Annotated in this window: 17 protein-coding genes; 7 read left to right on the top strand and 10 right to left on the bottom strand. The window is 44.9% G+C overall.

Translation table 11 applies throughout. The annotated features are described in order from the left end of the window. Positions 1–53 precede the first annotated feature (53 nt). From AC1DM9_RS00190 to AC1DM9_RS00160, 7 genes are all read right to left on the bottom strand, one after another. On the bottom strand, positions 54–845 hold the full coding sequence (locus AC1DM9_RS00190; protein ID WP_076267376.1) for a TerC family protein: 792 nt from the start codon (positions 843–845) through the stop codon (positions 54–56). A gap of 23 nt (positions 846–868) precedes the next feature. Beyond that, entirely contained in the window at positions 869–2,149 is a 1,281-nt protein-coding gene (locus AC1DM9_RS00185) for a TerD family protein (protein ID WP_339205092.1), read from the bottom strand. 73 nt (positions 2,150–2,222) lie between these two features. Continuing rightward, the gene (locus AC1DM9_RS00180; protein WP_076267378.1) at positions 2,223–2,801 is read right to left on the bottom strand and encodes a TerD family protein; all 579 of its coding nucleotides are present in this window, start codon (positions 2,799–2,801) and stop codon (positions 2,223–2,225) included. 168 nt (positions 2,802–2,969) lie between these two features. After that, positions 2,970–3,551 (bottom strand): TerD family protein, encoded by a 582-nt coding sequence (locus AC1DM9_RS00175; protein ID WP_339205093.1) that lies wholly within the window; start codon positions 3,549–3,551, stop codon positions 2,970–2,972. A gap of 28 nt (positions 3,552–3,579) precedes the next feature. Further along, positions 3,580–4,173, bottom strand: coding sequence for a TerD family protein (locus tag AC1DM9_RS00170; RefSeq protein WP_076267380.1), 594 nt, complete (start codon positions 4,171–4,173; stop codon positions 3,580–3,582). A gap of 541 nt (positions 4,174–4,714) precedes the next feature. After that, complete coding sequence (locus AC1DM9_RS00165) at positions 4,715–5,410, bottom strand: response regulator (protein WP_441912023.1); 696 nt, start codon at positions 5,408–5,410, stop codon at positions 4,715–4,717. Beyond that, positions 5,407–6,999 (bottom strand): ATP-binding protein, encoded by a 1,593-nt coding sequence (locus AC1DM9_RS00160; protein ID WP_477577972.1) that lies wholly within the window; start codon positions 6,997–6,999, stop codon positions 5,407–5,409. The genes AC1DM9_RS00165 and AC1DM9_RS00160 overlap by 4 nt, the downstream gene beginning before the upstream one ends. A gap of 262 nt (positions 7,000–7,261) precedes the next feature. Between AC1DM9_RS00160 and AC1DM9_RS00155 the strand changes: the two genes are divergently transcribed. From AC1DM9_RS00155 to AC1DM9_RS00135, 5 genes are all read left to right on the top strand, one after another. Next, positions 7,262–8,278: a Bug family tripartite tricarboxylate transporter substrate binding protein gene (locus tag AC1DM9_RS00155; protein ID WP_076267383.1), complete on the top strand. Its 1,017-nt coding sequence runs from the start codon at positions 7,262–7,264 to the stop codon at positions 8,276–8,278. Positions 8,279–8,386: 108 nt separating this feature from the next. Beyond that, on the top strand, positions 8,387–8,842 hold the full coding sequence (locus tag AC1DM9_RS00150; RefSeq protein WP_339205098.1) for a tripartite tricarboxylate transporter TctB family protein: 456 nt from the start codon (positions 8,387–8,389) through the stop codon (positions 8,840–8,842). Between the two features lie 17 nt (positions 8,843–8,859). Next, positions 8,860–10,386, top strand: a complete 1,527-nt coding sequence (locus tag AC1DM9_RS00145; RefSeq protein WP_339205099.1) for a tripartite tricarboxylate transporter permease — start codon at positions 8,860–8,862, stop codon at positions 10,384–10,386. 39 nt (positions 10,387–10,425) lie between these two features. Beyond that, positions 10,426–11,847, top strand: a complete 1,422-nt coding sequence (locus AC1DM9_RS00140; RefSeq protein WP_339205100.1) for an NAD-dependent malic enzyme — start codon at positions 10,426–10,428, stop codon at positions 11,845–11,847. Positions 11,848–11,875: 28 nt separating this feature from the next. Then, on the top strand, positions 11,876–12,121 hold the full coding sequence (locus AC1DM9_RS00135) for an HPr family phosphocarrier protein (RefSeq protein WP_339205101.1): 246 nt from the start codon (positions 11,876–11,878) through the stop codon (positions 12,119–12,121). A 104-nt stretch (positions 12,122–12,225) separates the two neighbouring features. On the opposite strand, the gene AC1DM9_RS00130 is transcribed toward AC1DM9_RS00135, so the two are convergent. From AC1DM9_RS00130 to abc-f, 3 genes are all read right to left on the bottom strand, one after another. Further along, entirely contained in the window at positions 12,226–12,531 is a 306-nt protein-coding gene (locus AC1DM9_RS00130; RefSeq protein WP_477577971.1) for a hypothetical protein, read from the bottom strand. 953 nt (positions 12,532–13,484) lie between these two features. Further along, the gene (locus AC1DM9_RS00125; RefSeq protein WP_477509943.1) at positions 13,485–13,934 is read right to left on the bottom strand and encodes a DUF4362 domain-containing protein; all 450 of its coding nucleotides are present in this window, start codon (positions 13,932–13,934) and stop codon (positions 13,485–13,487) included. Positions 13,935–13,965: 31 nt separating this feature from the next. Then, positions 13,966–15,780 (bottom strand): ribosomal protection-like ABC-F family protein, encoded by a 1,815-nt coding sequence (gene abc-f / locus AC1DM9_RS00120; RefSeq protein ID WP_477577970.1) that lies wholly within the window; start codon positions 15,778–15,780, stop codon positions 13,966–13,968. 433 nt (positions 15,781–16,213) lie between these two features. Between abc-f and AC1DM9_RS00115 the strand changes: the two genes are divergently transcribed. Both AC1DM9_RS00115 and AC1DM9_RS00110 read left to right on the top strand, forming a co-directional pair. Further along, entirely contained in the window at positions 16,214–18,088 is a 1,875-nt protein-coding gene (locus tag AC1DM9_RS00115; protein WP_441885026.1) for a 3-oxoacyl-[acyl-carrier-protein] synthase III C-terminal domain-containing protein, read from the top strand. Beyond that, complete coding sequence (locus AC1DM9_RS00110) at positions 18,085–18,969, top strand: DUF6999 family protein (protein WP_477509945.1); 885 nt, start codon at positions 18,085–18,087, stop codon at positions 18,967–18,969. Before AC1DM9_RS00115 ends, AC1DM9_RS00110 begins: the two co-directional genes overlap by 4 nt. Positions 18,970–19,009: the final 40 nt, after the last annotated feature.

The following is a 19,009-nucleotide window of genomic DNA, read 5'->3' as shown; positions in this document are numbered from 1 at the left end:
TATCCCTCGCGATCCATTGAGGGATATTTTTCATAAACAGAGTATTATCGAATCTAAACCGCTTTTGATTCTCTTTTCTTACGTGCTGCGCTGTAAAGAAGGGTACCACCGAATACAGCTATAATTAAACCGAAGAACAAAGCGTGCGGCACATGCAAGCCATACGCTCCGCCAATCATTTTTGCTGCGATAACGATGATTAGAATAAATGCCGCTTTCTCAAGCTCAGGGAACTTGTCAATCAACTTGAGGAATACTTGAGCAACGCCACGCATCATTAGAACGCCGAGAATACCGCCGAGGAACAGAACCCATACCTCTTCACTCACGCCGAATGCAGCTAGAACGCTGTCGATACTGAACGCGATATCCATAATTTCAACAGCAAGTACCGTACGCCAGAAGCCGTAGCCTTTATTTTGAACTTCAGCATCATCGTCGTTACCCTTCTTGCCGATGTAAGGAATTAATGGAATGTTGCCAACACGAGCAAGCTTGAATTCCAGATGGAATAGATTGCTTAACGCAATCCATAACAGATACAATCCGCCCGCTACTTTAATCCATGTAATTTGTACGAGATAGACACCTACTCCGATGGCGATAAATCGGAAGATATAGGCACCAATAATACCGTAGAACAACGCTTTTTTCTGCTGGTCTTTCGGCAAATGCTTTACCATAACCGCTAGTACTAGCGCATTATCTGCCGATAACAAGCCTTCCAAAAGAACGAGTGTTGCAATTATTCCCCAGTTTGTCGGGTTGGTGAGAACTTGTGACAAGTTGTCCCAGTGAAAGAAGCTCCCGAAGTTGGCTATTACATTTTGAAAAAAGTCGACCATCTCTTAAACCTCCGCATTTTTCTTTATTTGCTTCCTTGTACCCATCTGAGACCCCAGCGATAAGCCTCGTCAAGCTCTTTATGGCCTGAGAAATATTGCACGAGCCGCTGAATGCTGAAGGTTTGATCATTTACATTCTCGATCATCGCAATCGCACACATACCCTTGCGATTATTATGCTCGTCCATCCGCACCTCTATATCAGGCCCGCCTGTTTGTGTGATGGTTACAATACCAGCAGCCTCCGCCCAGTTCGTAGCTCCTTCATAGATGTATGCGTATATGACGATTCTCTTAATCTCAGAAACTTTATTACCGTTGATTCTAAGATTTTCACCCGTTGTAATAGAGCCGGTTCGGTCATCCCCGTCAAGCGAAACGTACGGCGCTCGCGAAAAATCTCCGAAGCTGTTGCCTAGCGCTTGAACAGAACCTTTCATACCATTTTTCAATTCATACAAACATCCGACATCTAGATCTACACCGCTGCTTGAACGGCCAAAAAAACCAGTGGAGGCTTTTTTCTGATTCCAGTTCAAATTAACGACAATCTCACCAAGTGATCCGGCACCTTTTTGTAAATTGATGACATCACCGCGTTTGGTAAGCGAGATTTTGCTGAGGCTTATTGGCGGACTGCTTGGTTCTGGTACGATTGGTGCGGGAGGTTTAGGTGGAATAAGTGGAGCTTTCACTGGTGCTGGTGCTGGAGTTGGCGCCTCAGCAGGAGCGTCTGCCTTTACTTCAATACCAAAGCTATTGCAGAGTGCAGCAAGACCGCCTGAATATCCAGACCCAATGGCATTGAATTTCCATTCGCCATTATATCTATATAAATCTCCTACGACTATCGCAGTCTCAATAGAGAAATTTTTTCCAAGATCATACCGCAAAATTTCGCGTCCTGTTCCTTCGTCAATAACCCGGATGTAGGCATCATTCACGCTAGAAAAATTTTGTCTCTTCGCTTCCCCATCATAAATGGTTAAAGTAAATGAAATACGTTCAATCGTTTGAGGCACATCGCTAATCGCGATCAATACTTGTTCGGTATCCGTTTTCCCTGCAAAACTTCGTTTATTGCCGCTTGCCAGTTGAATAGAACCGCTGACATCCTTAGGATTGCTGTAAAAAATCAAATCTTGGTCTCCAGCTGTTTTTCCATTCGCTCGTAATAGAAAAGCCGAAAAATCGACATCTACACCTGCTGCAGTGTTCCATCCCATGCCAACTAGAAGGTTTTTTATGGAAGGATTATTTTTGGTAATATCCGCTTTTTGACCTTTCATTAATGCCAGCTCCATGCTTAAACCGCCCTTCGGTAATAATAGAATAGGGTGACAAACCCTCAAACTGCCACCCTATACGCCAGATGAATTAAACCGTAAGCCCGTAATTACGACAAAGCGCTGCTAGTCCGCCCGAGAAACCTGAACCTACCGCTTGGAACTTCCAATCGGCATCATGTCGGTACAACTCGCAGAAGACAATCGCTGTTTCAACGGAGAAATCTTCTCCTAGATCATAGCGCAGCACTTCTCTTCCAGAAGACTCGTCTACTAGACGAACAAAGGCATTGGATACTTGACCAAAGTTTTGCAGCCTGGACTCGGCATCATGAATCGTAACGCTAATTCCGATTCGCTGAATGTGCGGAGGGACTTTTTGGAAATCAATTTTGATTTGCTCGTCGTCACCTTCACCCTCACCGGTACGATTATCGCCCGTATGCTCTACCGCGCCGTTATAAGCAATCAGCGCATTGTAGAATACAAAGTCCTTCTCGTCCTTGGCTTTGCCGTCCTGATGAAGCAAAAACGCGCTTGCATCAAGGTCAATTTCTCCGCCGCCTGAATATTTGTTCGTATCCCAGCCTAGACCGAGAACAACCTTCGTAAGGCCTGGGTTTGTTTTTGTAAGATCAATGCGTTGACCTTTGGAAAGATTTATAGACATCGTTCTATTCCTCCTTGAATTGACTAGGTTTGAACGCCAAAGTCAGTGCAAAGGCCTACTAGACCGTTTTGATACCTGCTGCGACTTTCCGCTGTTCACTTACTTATTAATTCTTATATTTTAAAAAAGGGCCGCCACTGGCGACCCTTTACGGGTAGATAAGTATGACTAGCTAGCAGAAAGACCAAAGTTGCGAGCAAGACCGCCTAGGCCGTCTTGGAAGCCGCTTCCGATTGCGCTGAATTTCCACTCTCCGGAATGACGATATAGTTCACCAACGATTACTGCTGTTTCTACAGAGAAATCTTCTCCAAGATCATAACGGATAAGCTCTGTGCCGCTTTGCTCGTCCACGATACGAACGAATGCGTTGGATACTTGTCCAAAGTTTTGGCTGCGCTCTGCGCCATCATGAATCGTGATGCAAAATGCGATTTTGTCTGTTTCAGCTGGAACGGCAGAAAGATCAACGTTTACTTGCTCATCATCGCCATCGCCTGCGCCTGTGCGGTTGTCACCTGTGTGAACAACGGAGCTGTTAGTGTTTTTTGGGTTGTTGTAGAAAATAAAATCAGATTCAGAACCCGCTTTGCCTTGTGCATTCAAGCAAAATACAGAAGCATCAAGGTCAAAATCTTTTCCGCCGTCATATTTATTAGTATCCCAGCCTAGACCTACTGTAATTTTTGTAAGACCTGGGTTTGTTTTCGTGAGATCGATTTTTTGTCCTTTGGATAAGCTGATTGCCATTTTAAAAGCCCTCTTTTCTCACATGAATTTATTGGTATTGACGTGCAAGGATATCAACATGGGCAGCATGAGTGCCTTCCCCAATTGCATTAAACTTCCATTCACCATTGTGTCTGTAAAGCTCACCTACGACTAGAGCGGTTTTGCCTGAATAATCATCCGTCAAGTTGAAGCGAATCAGTTCTTGATTGTTCGCAGGGTTGACGATACGAATAAAGGCAGATTTGATCATGCCAAAATCTTGTCGTCTGGATTCACATTCGTAAATGTTAACTACGCAAAGGATTTTGTGAATATTAGCAGGAACACGATCAAGCTGCACGATGATTTGCTCATCATCGCCATCGCCCTCACCTGTAATATTATCACCCGTATGAACGACCGAGCTGCATCCGCTTTGCTTGTTGTAGAAACAAACGAGATTTTTCTCGCCACTTAGCTTGCCGTTTTCATCAAGCAATAATGCCGATGCGTCACAGTCAACGTTAGCCGCTTTTTTCATTCCGAAAAAACCGCCTTTGGTTTGAGCCGGGTCCCAGCCTAAACCAACGATAACTTTGCTGAGACCAGCATTGCCTTTCGTTAAATCTACCTTTTGACCTTTTACGAGAGAGATAGCCATTGTATTTGCACCCCCTTTCCATAAGGTTCACTACTAAAAAAATATCCAAATACAGCGATTCTGAACCTACTAACCAACAATACGCCTATTCGACATGCAAGTTCCAAAAAAAATGTATGATCCATACATTATTCTACAAAACCTGAATATTACCTCTTCTTTACGGCAATTTTACATAGAAAAAAGTGCATTGGCAGCAGGCAGTTCCTTATCGCCTCTCCCAATCAATTTTATAACAATTGCTGCTCCAAATACAAATTTCTACAAATAATGAACCTTAAAGCGGAATAAACATAGGCTTAGGCACAAAAGCGTGCATTTTTTCCGTCACAAACTTAATATTCACTTCATTTTTACCAAAAAAAAGGTGGAAAAATAAGCCCAAAAACGAGATAATTATATGTAGTAAAAAAAAGTGGCGAGGTGTTCGAATGGAATTTATAAAAAAGAATAAAACCGGCCTTATCTTTGGTGCGCTGCTCCTCATTAACGGGCTATTTTTATTATCCATTGTCCTCTCGAAAAACTAAGTATGGCAGCCTCATATTTGCTCTTTTCTTTTGTAAACCCGCTCCGGCCTTCCAACGGTTCCATAAGAAATATCAGCTATTAATTCACCCTTGGCCACATAATACTCCAAGTAACGCCGAGCGGTCGTACGGCTGAAACCAGCCTTTTTCCCAAGCTCCTCCGCCGTTAATACTTCAGGACCTGCCTGAATGAAGGAGAGTATTTTCTCATTCGTTATCTTATCGATGCCTTTTGGCAAATAAGAATCCTTATCCGTACGATCATTTACCCCCCACAGCAGCTGATCAATCCCCTCTTGATCCACTTGTTTATTTGAGCCGCCGAGCAGTGCCATTTGGTTATGATATTTTTGATAAGACTTCAGCTTCTCTTGAAAACGTTCAAATACAACCGGCTTGATCATAAAATCATATACCCCGCCGCGAATGGCTTCACGAACCGTTTCAAATTCCTTGGCGGCCGTAATAATAATGACATCTGTTAACGGGTTGTTTTTCTGTATGTAGTGAAGCAGGTCAAGTCCGCTCATATCGGGAAAATATAAATCAAGCAGCACTAAATCCGGGGCCAAAATATCTAAATGCTCATGCGCCAGCTGCTTATCTGTTGCAATTCCAACGACTTCGAAACCTTCTATCTTCTCTAGAAAGCGTCGATTGATTTGTGCAATTCGAAGGTCGTCCTCGATTATGACCACTCGTATCATATATCTTTCCCCTTTTCTTTTGGAATCACAACGGTAAAGATCGTCCCTTCCTGCGGACGCGATTCAAAACGGATATGACCCCTTAACTGTTGTATCGCCTGCGTAACAATCACTAGCCCATAACCCCGATGATCCTCATTTTTCGTGGAGAAACCGAGCTCAAACAGCCGCTCTGCGACATCCTCCTTAATGCCGCTCCCATTATCTTCGATAATGATCGTAAAACTTTTGCCTACGTCAGACAGAAACACCTTAACGGTTCGATTCTCATCATTTTTCTCGAGAACAGCATCCAGCGCATTGTCAATTAAATTGCCGATAATCGTTACCAGGTGATTGCGGTTTAGATCATCAGGTATCGTTTTGAAGGTGCTCTTGGAATCAATCTCAAGCTTCACCTTAAGCTCATTCGCACGATTGAACTTGCCAATTAGTATGCCGCCAATAATAGGATCGGGAATTTCCTGCAGGAGGAAATGGATCAGATTTTGATGAACATCGGTTTCATGTGTAATAATATCCATCGCTTCTTGATACGACTCCAGCTGGATTAACCCATAAATCGTATACAGCTTATTGGAGTATTCATGCGTTTGTGAACGCAGCGCTTCGGTATATCGCTTCACCTGCGTCAGCTCCTCTGTTAATCGAAGCAGCTCGGATTTGTTGCGAAAGCTGGAAACCGCCCCTACGACCCGGTGCTGATGATCAAATATCGGCAAGCGATTGACGACGACACTGCTTTCGTTAATGGTCATTTCTTGATCGATTTCCGATTGCCCTGATTTAATAACCTCCATTAGCCGCGATTCTGGAATGACATCCCGCACATGCTGCCCGGTAATCTCCATTTGCTCGAGCGGATCGATCAGCTTCAAAGCCGTTTGATTGACAAGGGTAATCGTTCCCTCTGTATCAACGGCAATAATGCCTTCATGGATCGTTTCCAAAATAGCTCTCTTCTCCTGATACAACAAGCCGATTTCCTCAGGCTCTAGACCATGGATCGATCGTTTTACGCTATTGGCAATAACAATGGCTCCGCCAGATCCAACCATCAGCGCAATGGCTGCAAAAATAATCATCGCATTACGGTATGTCACTGCCGATTGTTCAATGTCTTTTAATAAAATACCCACCGATACAATGCCTATAACTTCATTCTGATCATTATAAATGGGAGTTTTTCCCCGCAAGGAGGGGCCCATCGAACCAACGGCCTCTGAAATGATCGATTCTCCATTGAGCACAGGCCCATTGTCACCGCCGACCATTTCTTTCCCGATTCGGTCCGGCAGCGGATGCGCATAACGAATTCCCGCTTTATTCCCAATGACGATGTACTCAGCGTCCGTTTCCATTCTAATTTTCTCAACGATGGGTTGAATGATGGCTGAAGGATTCTCCTCTTCAAAGGCATGCCTAATGACGTCCATCAACGCTACTGTCTTCGCAATTTTCAGAGCTGATGCACCTACATTTTTCTGCAGCGTCGTCACTAGTATTCTCTCAAAGCTGAAAGTAAGTGCAATGATAATAATAAATAGCAAAGTTCCAATTAACAAAATCAATCTCGTTTGTAATCGCATTCAATTACCTCCATGCAAAAACTTCTCATCCGCGGGACGCTGATTTTATTGTATTCTACATGCTTCCCTGAACATAGTCCCTTGAGTCGATAATGGCCGTAAATTTTATGAACAAAATAAACAGTATGACTACTTTTCAACTTATGTGGTTATTGTATTCAACCCCAATTCGCGATGGTAGTATGAAGCATATCAAACAGGTAAGCGCTTACAGCAATCATTCATACATTTACTTGAATGAAACTAAAGGGGGATTATTCGTATGGGATACCAAACAAAAAATTGGAAAACTATAGTAGCTGCTGCTTTTGTTGCTGTTAGTTTGACGGCCTGCGGCGGAACAGCATCAAAAGGCGGATCGGCTAATTATCCTGAGAAACCTTTCATTGTGACAGCCCCATCGGGAGCTGGCGGCGGATGGGATAAAACAGCAAGGTCCTTGGCCAAAGTGCTAGGTGAAACAAAGCTCGTTGATCAAACGATGACTGTTGAGAACAAGCCCGGCGGCGGCGGCACTGTATTTTTAGCCGAATATGTAACCAAAGACAAGAATGACCCATACAAGCTGTTTGTCAGCTCCCCGCCTATTCTTATTAACAATCTCAAAAAAGAAGGAAACAGCCCTTACGGCTACAAGGATGTTACCCCGCTCGCACAAATAACGAAGGACTACGGTGCAATCGCGGTTGCTGCAAATTCCAAATACAACGATCTTCATTCTCTAATTAACGACATTAAGGCAGACCCTTCTAAAGTTACGCTTGCCGGAGGATCAGCGCCAGGTTCTATGGATCATTTAATTAGCGTACTGCCCGCATTTAGAGCAGGCGTTGACCCTAAAACAGTCAAGTACTTGTCCTATGATGGCGGAGGCGAAGCCATTGCTGCGCTGCTCGGCAACAATGCTGATGCGATTGGAACAGACATCTCTTCTCTTGGCAGCTATTTAAAAGCAGGAAAAATCAAAATTTTGGCCGTAACTTCTGATGAACGGATTGAAGGTGACTTCAAGGATGTGCCAACGTTAAAAGAGCTGGGCATAGATGCAGAGTTCACGATCTGGCGCGGCGTATTAGGTCCAAAAGGCATGACAAAAGAGCAAATCGCTTACTGGGATAAAACGTTAAAATCTCTCTCTGAACACGAAGCATGGGCGAAAGAATTGAAAGCAAACGATTGGGTCAGCGAATACAAAAACTCCGAAGATTTCACTGCCTTCCTTGCTGAGCAAGAAGTTGCGGTACAAGAGCTGTTGACAGCGCTCGGTATGCAGAAGTAAATGACTGAACGAAGAGCAAACGCTTGATAAAAGCATAAGCATGAGTGATTGGATGGGAGAGAGCTAGTCTCTCTCCTCTCCTTTCATCATTCATCGGAGGTGAAGGCCTTGAACAAAACATTTGATCGATACGCCAGCATTATATTTTTCCTTCTCGGTGTTGGATTCATGTGGCAGAGCACATTAATTAGCGCTTCATCCTACGGCAGCAAGGTTGGTCCTAATATCGTTCCCTTTGGTCTGGGGGCGCTGCTTGTCATTTTAAGCTTACGCCTATTTTACGAAGTGTTAAAGTTTAAAGGCTCTAGCAGCAAAGCGGGAAAGCTTGATTACAAGAAGTTTCTCATTATTTTCGCTTCTGCTTTTTTATACGCCTTCTTCTTAGAAACGATCGGCTATATCATCGGGACATTCCTCTTCCTTCTCATTAGCTTTCAAGTTTTGGAAAGAGGAAAATGGCTAAAATCGATCTTGATCTCCGGATTGTTTGCAGTCGGCGTTTACGTCATCTTTGTTGTCATTCTGGAAGGTTCAATGCCTGGTTTTCCGTCATGGCTATCGTAACTAAAGGAGGCATATGAATGGATACACTACAATTTCTCGCAGACGGCTTTGCGACCGCCTTTCAATGGCATAACTTGCTCTTTGCTTTCATCGGCGTGTTGATAGGTACGGCTGTAGGGGTATTGCCTGGTATAGGACCCATGAGCGGTGTCGCCTTGCTTATACCTGTAACTGCATCAATGACGGGCGGATTAGCTCCTGAAGCAGCGGCCACAAGCTCTATCATACTTTTGGCCGGCGTTTATTACGGTGCGATGTACGGAGGATCAACGACCTCTATTCTGCTTAATACACCTGGGGAATCCTCCTCTGTCGTGACAACATTAGACGGCTATCAAATGGCTAGACAGGGTAGAGCTGGTGCTGCCTTATCCATCTCTGCAATCGGTTCTTTCGTTGCAGGAGTATTTGCTGTCATCGCGCTCATCGTATTAGCAGAACCACTATCAGAGGTTGCGATAAAGTTTGGTCCTGCAGATTATTTTTCCTTAATGCTTCTTGGTCTATGCGCCGTAAGCGGCTTGGCTGGAAAGTCCATTACGAAAGCTCTCATTATGACCGTATTCGGACTGCTGCTCGCAACCATAGGAATGGACACCGTATCGGGTGTTGCAAGGTTTACTTTCGGCATGCCGTTGCTTTATTCCGGCCTTGAGTTTTTAACAGTAGCAGTTGGTCTATTTGCATTGGGAGAAGTATTCAAAACCATTTTGGAGAGAGACTACACCGCCGGTAAAGCAGCAAAAATTGAACGTATCCTGCCGACAAAAAAGGACTTGAAGGATAGTGCAGGACCGATTGCCCGAGGTTCGGTTTTAGGCTTTTTTATTGGTATTTTGCCTGGTGCCGGTGCGACTTTAGCTTCTTTTTTCAGTTATATTTTGGAGAAAAAAATAAGCAAAAATCCAGAAACTTTTGGCAAAGGCAACATTGCCGGTGTAGCTGCCCCTGAATCCGCTAATAATGCAGCATCAGGCGGGGCTATGATCCCTTTACTTACACTTGGTATTCCAGGCTCAGGTACAACCGCTATATTAATGGGCGCTTTGATTATGTATAACATTCAGCCAGGTCCTTTGTTATTTGAGGAACATCCTCAAGTAGCTTGGGGATTAATTGCCAGTATGTTAATCGGAAATCTCATTTTGCTCGTACTCAATATGCCGTTAGTTAAGGTATTTGCAAAAATCATTCAGACGCCTCCGAAATATTTGATTCCAATCATTATTGCCATTTCTATATTTGGTGTTTATGCGGTTCAGGCACAAGTCTTTGATTTAATGCTGCTGCTCGGCTGTGGAATTGCAGGGTTCTTTCTTGTACGAAATGATTATCCGCTAGCTCCACTCGTGCTTGGTTTAGTACTCGGGCCAATGATTGAAAACAATATGCGGAGAGCATTAACGACATCTAATGGAGATTTTATGATTTTCTTGCAAAAACCGATGTCGCTTGTTTTCTTAATTATCGCAGCACTCTGGTTAATTATACCTATTTTGCTAAAGAAGAGAGGGAAAGAGGTTGTCATTAACGAAGAAGGTTAATTACGAACGATAAAAAATACAGATTTGATGGGGGTAGCCATGGATAACAACAAACTAGGTGGGAAAAGTGTAATACTGCGTCTCGAAATGAATACGAAAGAGGTACATTTCGGACAGGTTGCATCCTCTATTTTCGAAGCCGGTGGAGATATCGTGGCCATTGACGTCATTCAGACCAGTCAGCATATGACGATAAGAGATATTACCATTACCGTCACGGATACAGTCGATATTAACATTATTACCGAAATGATTAAGAACTTGCACGGAGTCAAGCTAGTGAATATTTCGGATAGAACATTTCTGCTGCATCTTGGCGGTAAAATCGAAACTAAACTGAAATCGCCTATTCAGAACCGCGACGATCTCTCTCGTGTTTATACGCCCGATGTTGCTCGCGTCTGCTTAGCCATTCATGAAGAACAAAGAAAAGCATTTACGTTAACGATTAAGAGAAATACGGTTGCTGTCATTTCGGACGGCAGCGCTGTCTTAGGGCTTGGCAATATTGGCCCCTATGCAGCTATGCCTGTTATGGAAGGAAAATCCATGCTATTCAAGCAGCTGGCAGACGTAGACTCCTTCCCTATCTGCCTTGATACGCAAGATACCGAGCAAATTATCGCAACTATTAAGGCGATTGCTCCCGGCTTCGGCGGAATTAACCTTGAGGATATTTCATCGCCGAGGTGCTTTGAGATTGAAGAAAGATTGCGTGAAGAACTCGATATTCCAGTATTTCATGATGACCAGCATGGTACAGCAGTTGTATTGTATGCGGCACTAATCAATGCTTTAAAAATTGTGAATAAGCCCATTCATGACATTAAGGTCGTTGTTTGCGGAATCGGTGCAGCAGGCGTCGCTTGCACAAAAATTCTTTTATCCGCCGGCGTTACAAACATCATTGGTGTAGATCGGAACGGCGCGATAACCGCTGGAACTGACTATGATAACCGCATGTGGAACTGGTATGCCGAGCATACCAATCCGAACCGCGTTGAAGGCTCTTTACGAGACGTGATCCAAGGCGCTGATGTATTCATTGGACTTTCTGCTGGAGGACTGCTGCGACGCGAAGATGTTATGGCGATGGCCGAAAACCCTATCGTCTTTGCAATGGCGAATCCAACACCTGAGATCAAGCCTGAGGAAGTTGAGGATATTGTAGGGGTAATCGCCACCGGACGTTCGGATTATCCGAACCAAATTAACAATGTGCTATGTTTCCCTGGTATTTTCCGCGGGGCACTGGACTGCAGAGCAACTACGATTAACGAGGAAATGAAGCTGGCGGCATCAGAGGCGATCGCATCCGCAATCTCGGATGAAGAACGAAGCAAGCACTACATTATTCCGAGCGTTTTCAATCAGGCCGTTGTGAAAGCCATTCGCGATCTCGTCATTAGAGCAGCTATCAAGACAGGAGTAGCACGCAGAATACCGCGGGAGTACAGATAAACAAGAAAAGTGGAACGGAGGTTATCCAATGACAGCTGGTATCAGAGCTATCGTTGATATTAATCAAATGGCGGCCGATTTTAAATCAAGCATCGTTCTCCGCACCAGTGATTCCAAATTTATCGATGTCAAAAGCATCCTTGGACTTAGCATCATCTTGTACCAAACCCATGCCTACCACCTTGAAATACATGGTCCAGATGAAGAGGAAGCCAAAACCGCCATGATTCACATTTTCAAAAAACATAATCTTCAAGTCGATGTGAATCGATAATCCCACGCTTCAATTGCCTCGTACGTTGGATGCAGTGCTTTTAAAAATAGGGGTTGTCCCATAAGCAGATGTCATTGCTTATAGGACAACCCCTTTCCTCTTCATCACGGACCCGTCCCTACACTCGCTACATACCATAACGGCCCCAGCTTCTTCAAATAAACGGCTCCCAGCTCATCTCCCGTAGGGTAATGCATATACCCGTTCACATTGTATAAATGACCGTACTTTTCATCTACTCTGCCCGTTGTGGAAATATCCGCTTCCAAGCTATTGATAGGCTGCAAGCTCATTAGTATATGTCTGCGGATCGTCCACTCGGGAGATAGAAAGGTAAGAATCCATGTAAAAACAACTACAATAGCTACAACGATAAATATTGCCTTTTTCTTCTTTAAGATGGTACTCACCTCCGAGTAATGGTTGAATCATTAACGTTATAGATACTTCCGTTAATTGTGAATTTTTTTATTCACTCAACACTCAATTATCAATCTCTACTAAAATCTTTCAATACTTTAGTCCAAAAGCATTCTAGTATAGTGGCTTACCTCAACCATCTGTGTTTCATGCTTTATCCTAACGAACTCAGGTGTCGTTATTCTTGAATTTCAGGGCTATATTAATATCTAACGAACTCAGGAGTCGTTATCTGCCCTTAATGGAGACCAAACGATCGAAATTACAAGAAATAAGGCTCGCTGTGTTCGTTAGATTCAAAAACAGAACGCTATGAAGCAAATAAGGCCACTGTAGTTCGTTAGCTAAAATGCCGAACGCGTGATGCCCCTACTTTTGCACCTCTGACGTGATCCGTTCATCTACGAGCTTCTAAACCTTCATCAAGATGCCTCCCAAAATTAATCGTTTAACGTTTTGCCGAATGTCTTGTAAATAGCGATAAACAGACGAATACTCGGATTGTAATTGCCAGCTTCAATGAGTCCGACCGTCTACCTAGTAGCTCCAAACGCGTCAGCCAGCTGCTCCTATGACATATCGTTCTCCACTCTTACCAGCTTTAATTTCACATTTTCATGTTCACACATTCGTATTCACAACATCTGCTATCATTCATATTGTAAATACTGTAATTTATATCCATGTAGATGTAAACCATATATTGTATTTCAAACTTTCAAATTCCAGTCATACTACTCTTCACAATTTCATAGCAACAAAAAGAGGGGATATGCTAAAAGGGTAAATCTGAGTAAGAGAATGCCATAGTATTTGCAAAAGAACCTTCAAAACCACTATGAAAGTGAATTTGAAGGTTCTTTTTTTCAGATTATTAAATGAAAAGTGGGGGCTGTATATTCGGAGATTGCTTTAAGGAGAGCCCCTCCCTTATATCTACTGCCTAAATCGGAACGTCCAACAAATCTATCGGCTTATTGGCTGCGCCACAGCCACTTAGCTTATAGGCGTAAGCGCGTCCCGTTTCTTCTTTTTTCAAACCGTCACATGAATAGGTTTTTACGCTTGATGATCCATACTGATCCTGTGATGTATCGTAACGCACCTCGATCTGATCCTCCGCCCACGCAAGATTATAAAAAATCGGGTTTCCTTCCGTTATAAAACGTACAACTCGCACCTGATCTATAGCTCCGCTCACAAAAGCATCTAATCTCTCGCTATTCGTTACTTCACCGGACTTTGCAATAACATCCTCCGTCTCATTAATCGTATAGTCATAGGGTTCATCTGAAGCTGAAGTTTGCTTCGGCACTTTATCCTGCTCCTGACCAGCACATCCAGCCAGCATGAGCATCGCTAAGACTATAAACGCCATGTTTCTCCTAACCATGTTGTAAATCCACCTTCCTCCAGCTTACCCATCAGCTATTTATTTGCGCGCGCAGCTGGCGAATTTCATTCATCAATTGCTTCTGCTCCGCTGGATCTTCCGGCTCAGCGCAGCTCATAAGCTGCGTTAAACGCAGCTGCAGCATCTCCCGCTCGTTTTGGCTTACCTGTTCATCCGCTGAAAGCAGCCGGCTTCGATCCTTAGATACATACTCCTCATACGATCCGTGGAACAAGCTCGGTTCACTTTTTCCATCGAGTACGAGCAGTCGATTAGCGGCTTGGCGAATTAAATAGCGATCATGCGTGACAAGCAGAACGGCACCCGGATAATGCTGAAGCGCCTGTTCGACCTGCTCTCGCGTGCTAATATCCAAATAGTTCGTCGGTTCATCAAGCACGAGCAGATTCGCTTTGCCAAAATAAAGCTTCAAGAATGCTACTCGGCATCGCTCACCCATGCTTAAGTCCCCGATTCGCTTAAATACGTCCTCCTTCGTAAACAGGAAGCAGCCCAAAATCGTCCTTGCATGCGACTGCGTCATCTCTGGCAGCAGCAATAAGCTGTCAAGGATGGTCATCTCATTGTCGAGCTTATCAAGCTCCTGCTCAAAATATCCGATTTTCACCTGCGGATGAATGCTAACCTTGCCCAAGCTAGGCAGCAAGCTCCCTGTCGCAAGCTTTAACAATGTCGACTTGCCTACACCATTCGGACCAAGCACAGCTAATCGATCACCTCTACCTAAGGTGAGGTTTAACCTGCTTATAACACTCCTATGCCCCTCATAGGCAAAACTAACGTCCTCCATCCGAAGCAGCGTAGCCGCTGCAAAACCGTCGGACTCCAGCTGCATCTTCAGCTGTGAGTCCTCGCGCGGCTTCTGCACCTTATCCTTGTGCAACCGCTCAAGCGCAGACTCCTTCGCATGCAGACGCGACACGTTTTTCTTAGATTTTGATCTAAGAAAATCATTTTGACCCGCCGCCTTATGCGCCTGCTGAAACCATTCGGCATACATGCGTATGCTCTCAAGCAGCTTCTCACGCTCCAGCTCCTGCTTCTTATGCAGCGCCTCCTGCGTCCTTAGCTCCAGCTCTTTCTGCGTCTTATACTGCGTATATCCGCCCGAATAGCGCCGGCACCCATCTCGCTCAAACTCAAGAACAGTCGTTGCTGTCCGGTCGATAAACGTACGATCATGCGACACATAAATAACCGTTCCCGGGTAATCCTGCACCCATTTTTCCAGCCAATCCAGAGCCGAAGAATCCAAGTGATTCGTCGGCTCATCCAGCACAACTAGCTTCGGCTCTCTTACCATCAGCGCGGCTAATTGTGCTTTCGTCTTTTGACCTCCGCTTAGCTGCGAAAATGATAAGTGCCACAGCGAGGGATCAAAGCTTAACTGCGTTAAGCATCTCTCCACCTTCATCTCCCAGCTATAGCCATCAAGCTGCGCATAACGTTCGTACAGTTCACTGTACTCGCTTAACAGCGACTCATTTGCATCCTCTTGCATTCGCCTTGTTAACTCCACCATCGACCGTTTTAATCGGAACAATTCTTCTGTGCCTGCATGCACGAATTCAAGCAGCGTGAGTGAGGAATTCATCTGTGCCTGCTGGTCGAGCCAGCCCCACTCTGCAAGAGGAAGCAGCCGCTGCACCTCACCGTCATCGAATGAGATTCTGCCAGTCAGTCCTTGCAGCAGCGTCGTTTTGCCCACGCCATTTCGTCCAAACAGAGCCAGCCTTTCGCCTTCTCTGACTTCAAAATTTATATTCTCGAACAGGATATTGCCGTCCCATTCCTTGTTCACATGTTTAACTTTTAATAGCATCATTGAACATTCCCCATTTCAAAAAAACATAATAAAAAACCGTGGCCAGCGGCACACGGTCGAATACGCAGGGGAATATCAGGTAAACGAAAATAACGATGAGTCACACCGCTAGTTAGCGGGTAAACATCTCGTATCTATCGCTGCTGATTGACTATCCATAAGTCCCCAAATCGACGCACGTATCCCTGACCGGTTCTCGCTATGAGAACGCCGCTTGTACTTAAACAAGTTGTTTACAGGAATCGTGTACTTACTTCATCGGCTGGGTTACCTCCGTCAGTCATCAGTTTTGATATGCGTTTATTATATAAGACGATCATGCATATATTCAAGCCCTACTTTAATTGCGGTACCAAATAAAGTTAGTACTAGGCTTGAAACGCTGCATAACCGATCATAAGACTTATAAATATTTCTTATTTGGAGGTGCTTGATGAATCCCGTCTATATAACCAGCATTGGTAAATTTCTTCCCGGCTCCCCTATCGGTAATGATGAAATCGAGGATTATCTCGGCAAAATAAACGGTAAAAGCTCCAAGTCGATGCGGCGCATTCTTGATCAAAACAAAATACGCTTTCGGCATTATGCGATAAACAAAGAACAAGAGAGCCTATATTCAAATGCAGAAATGGCAGGACTTGCGATACAAGATGCGCTCTCCCGCAACCATGCGGCACTGAGCGATCAAATCGCATTTCTCGCTGTCGGTACGACCCAAGGTGATTTGCTTGTTCCCGGCTTCGCAAGTATGGTGCATGCCGAAACGAAGCTGCCTGTCATGGAGGTTGCGACACATCACGGCGTTTGCGCCAGCGGTATGCAGGCGATGAAAAACGCATTCCTGCATGTGCAGTCAGGAGAGCAGCAAACCGCCATTTCCTGCGCCAGTGAATTTCCGAGCCGCGTGTTCAAAAATACGAGGTTCGAAGCGCAAAAGGGTGTCGCCGATCATCCCATTCCTTTCGACACTGACTTTCTTCGGTTTATGCTGTCCGATGGAGCAGGTGCAGCGGTTCTTCAGCATCAACCTGCCGCCAGCGGTTTATCCCTGCGCATCGAATGGATCGACAACAAATCCTACGCTACTCTATACGATGTCTGCATGTATGCAGGAACCAACAAGGATAATGCCGAGCAGCAAAGCTGGCTTGACTATGCCACCATTCATGAAGCTGCTGACGACGGGGCTCTTAATCTCAAACAAGATATTCGGCTCGTTAATGAAATGCCTAAGGTCGGGGTTAATCGATTTTTCGAGCTGGTAGATGAGGGCAAAATCGAACCGAGCGCTATCGATTGGATGGTATGCCACTATTCATCTCATTTTTTCCGCGACGAAATATTTAAGCTGCTGCAGCTTGGCGGACTCACCATTCCTGAGGAGAAATGGTTTACGAATTTATATACGAAGGGCAACACCGGTGCTGCTTCAATCTACATCATGCTGGAGGAGCTGCTTAACGAAGGCCATTTGAAGCCAGGTGAGCAGGTGTTATGCATGGTGCCGGAAAGCGGCCGATTCCAAACCTCCTATATGCTGTTGACGGTTGTTGGCGACACAGCTGATGTGCGACATATCGCAGATCCGTTGTTTGAAGAGAGGCAGCCTGAGGCACCTCATCTCGAATATAACGAAGCAGACCACGTTCAAGCGCAGCTCGTTAGGCAGCTCGTACAGGTTTGGATTGATTTTGAGCAAAAGCTGGCTCATGTCCCGGTTATTCATAAGCTGTACAACAACAAATTTACCCTTCATGACTACAAGCTGCTAATGGAAAACATCCGCCAACAGGTCATTGACGGTTCGCAGTGGATTGCTCGTGCCGCCTCGTATATCGCGATTGAGCATATCGATCTTCGTTCGACGTTCATTGCCCATGCGCGTGACGAGCATCGTGACTTTCAAATTCTAGAACGCAACTACGTCGCCATCGGCGGGGACCTAGCACACATACAATCAGGCGAAAAAAATATTGGCAGTGAAGCATTGTCGGCTTATTTGTTCCAGCGTGCTAGCCGCGAGAATCCCGTTGATCTCATTGGCGCTATGTGGATTATAGAGGGACTTGGATGCCGTATGGCGCGCTACTGGGGCGAAATGATTCGCGATCAGCTTGGGCTTAGCGATGAAGAAGTGTCGTTCCTGCTTTATCATAGCGACTCTGATGAGAAGCACTTTGAGAGGCTCGAGGCAGTCGTCCAGCATCCGATGCTCACTGCGGAGATTGCAGGACGAATAGTGAAAACAGCTAAAACGACGGCGCGCTTATACTTGCTGCAATTAGAGGAGCTGGGCAATGTATGAGCAAAACTGATTATTTTCATCAAATGCCGCATGACAAAAACGATCCCAATCCGTTTTTAGCCATCTTTATGGATCAGAGCATTCCCTTCAATGAGGAGGCCAAGGCTGCTTACCTCAAGGATTGCTCTAGCAGATCACGGCAGTTTCTGCTGCCCGTACTGCGTCCTTTTGCGAGATTAATGATTATTGTTCTTCAGGTTTACAAAATAATCGTACCTAAAGCACTCACCTCATCCCGGCTGCTGCACCGCGTCCTGCATTTCGGAATGAAAACCTTCGTAAGCCCAGATGCTAATTATATGATTTTGCGCCACTTCTATCTTGGCTCTGAGGTGCTTGGCTTCATTCGTGATAATGTGCCTGACGTTCAGATCGAGATGAACCCGCTCAAACCAACCAATCTGGAGCCGGTAAAAGATGATCTTTTTCTCATTCACGATCTCAATTTATACAACTTCGTCATCAATCTTAATCGCGAGATGCGTCACAAAGGAATTGAGGTTACAAAGCAGGACCGGCTTAACTTTAACGCCATCACATCGGAACCTCTGCCTATTGAGCAAATGCCTAATCGCTGGACCAATTTTATGGATTTGACGACCGCCATTGAATGCTTCACCCCTGTCTATCAAATGTTTCTAACCGATAATGACTTCTGGCGTGCGACGAACTCCCTTCAGCTGGATGAAACGATTGGCATCCTTGCTTCCAAAATTATCGGCAGCAACGACCGACTGGCGCTTATAAACAACAAACATCCCATGGTGCCGCTCACGACGCTTAAAGCAGGCTTTCGACTCGTACTGCATGGCCTAGCGACAGAGCAGCTGCACGCGCTGCTTGTTGAGCTTAAGCTCAAACAGCAGCAGCATATCGGCTGATCATACAAAGAACAAAAAGAAGGCAAGCACGCTCACTGCG

This window comes from Paenibacillus sp. 01T431 (genome assembly GCF_056398625.1).
This window is presented reverse-complemented; position numbering and strand designations above follow the sequence as displayed.

Bases quoted from the DNA above. Each gene is read 5' to 3' on its own strand.
- AC1DM9_RS00190 (WP_076267376.1), bottom strand. From the start codon at position 845: ATGGTCGACTTTTTTCAAAATGTAATAGCCAACTTCGGGAGCTTCTTT.
- AC1DM9_RS00185 (WP_339205092.1), bottom strand. From the start codon at position 2,149: ATGGAGCTGGCATTAATGAAAGGTCAAAAAGCGGATATTACCAAAAAT.
- AC1DM9_RS00180 (WP_076267378.1), bottom strand. From the start codon at position 2,801: ATGTCTATAAATCTTTCCAAAGGTCAACGCATTGATCTTACAAAAACA.
- AC1DM9_RS00175 (WP_339205093.1), bottom strand. From the start codon at position 3,551: ATGGCAATCAGCTTATCCAAAGGACAAAAAATCGATCTCACGAAAACA.
- AC1DM9_RS00170 (WP_076267380.1), bottom strand. From the start codon at position 4,173: ATGGCTATCTCTCTCGTAAAAGGTCAAAAGGTAGATTTAACGAAAGGC.
- AC1DM9_RS00165 (WP_441912023.1), bottom strand. From the start codon at position 5,410: ATGATACGAGTGGTCATAATCGAGGACGACCTTCGAATTGCACAAATC.
- AC1DM9_RS00160 (WP_477577972.1), bottom strand. From the start codon at position 6,999: ATGCGATTACAAACGAGATTGATTTTGTTAATTGGAACTTTGCTATTT.
- AC1DM9_RS00155 (WP_076267383.1), top strand. From the start codon at position 7,262: ATGGGATACCAAACAAAAAATTGGAAAACTATAGTAGCTGCTGCTTTT.
- AC1DM9_RS00145 (WP_339205099.1), top strand. From the start codon at position 8,860: ATGGATACACTACAATTTCTCGCAGACGGCTTTGCGACCGCCTTTCAA.
- AC1DM9_RS00140 (WP_339205100.1), top strand. From the start codon at position 10,426: ATGGATAACAACAAACTAGGTGGGAAAAGTGTAATACTGCGTCTCGAA.
- AC1DM9_RS00135 (WP_339205101.1), top strand. From the start codon at position 11,876: ATGACAGCTGGTATCAGAGCTATCGTTGATATTAATCAAATGGCGGCC.
- AC1DM9_RS00125 (WP_477509943.1), bottom strand. From the start codon at position 13,934: ATGGTTAGGAGAAACATGGCGTTTATAGTCTTAGCGATGCTCATGCTG.
- abc-f (WP_477577970.1), bottom strand. From the start codon at position 15,780: ATGATGCTATTAAAAGTTAAACATGTGAACAAGGAATGGGACGGCAAT.
- AC1DM9_RS00115 (WP_441885026.1), top strand. From the start codon at position 16,214: ATGAATCCCGTCTATATAACCAGCATTGGTAAATTTCTTCCCGGCTCC.
- AC1DM9_RS00110 (WP_477509945.1), top strand. From the start codon at position 18,085: ATGAGCAAAACTGATTATTTTCATCAAATGCCGCATGACAAAAACGAT.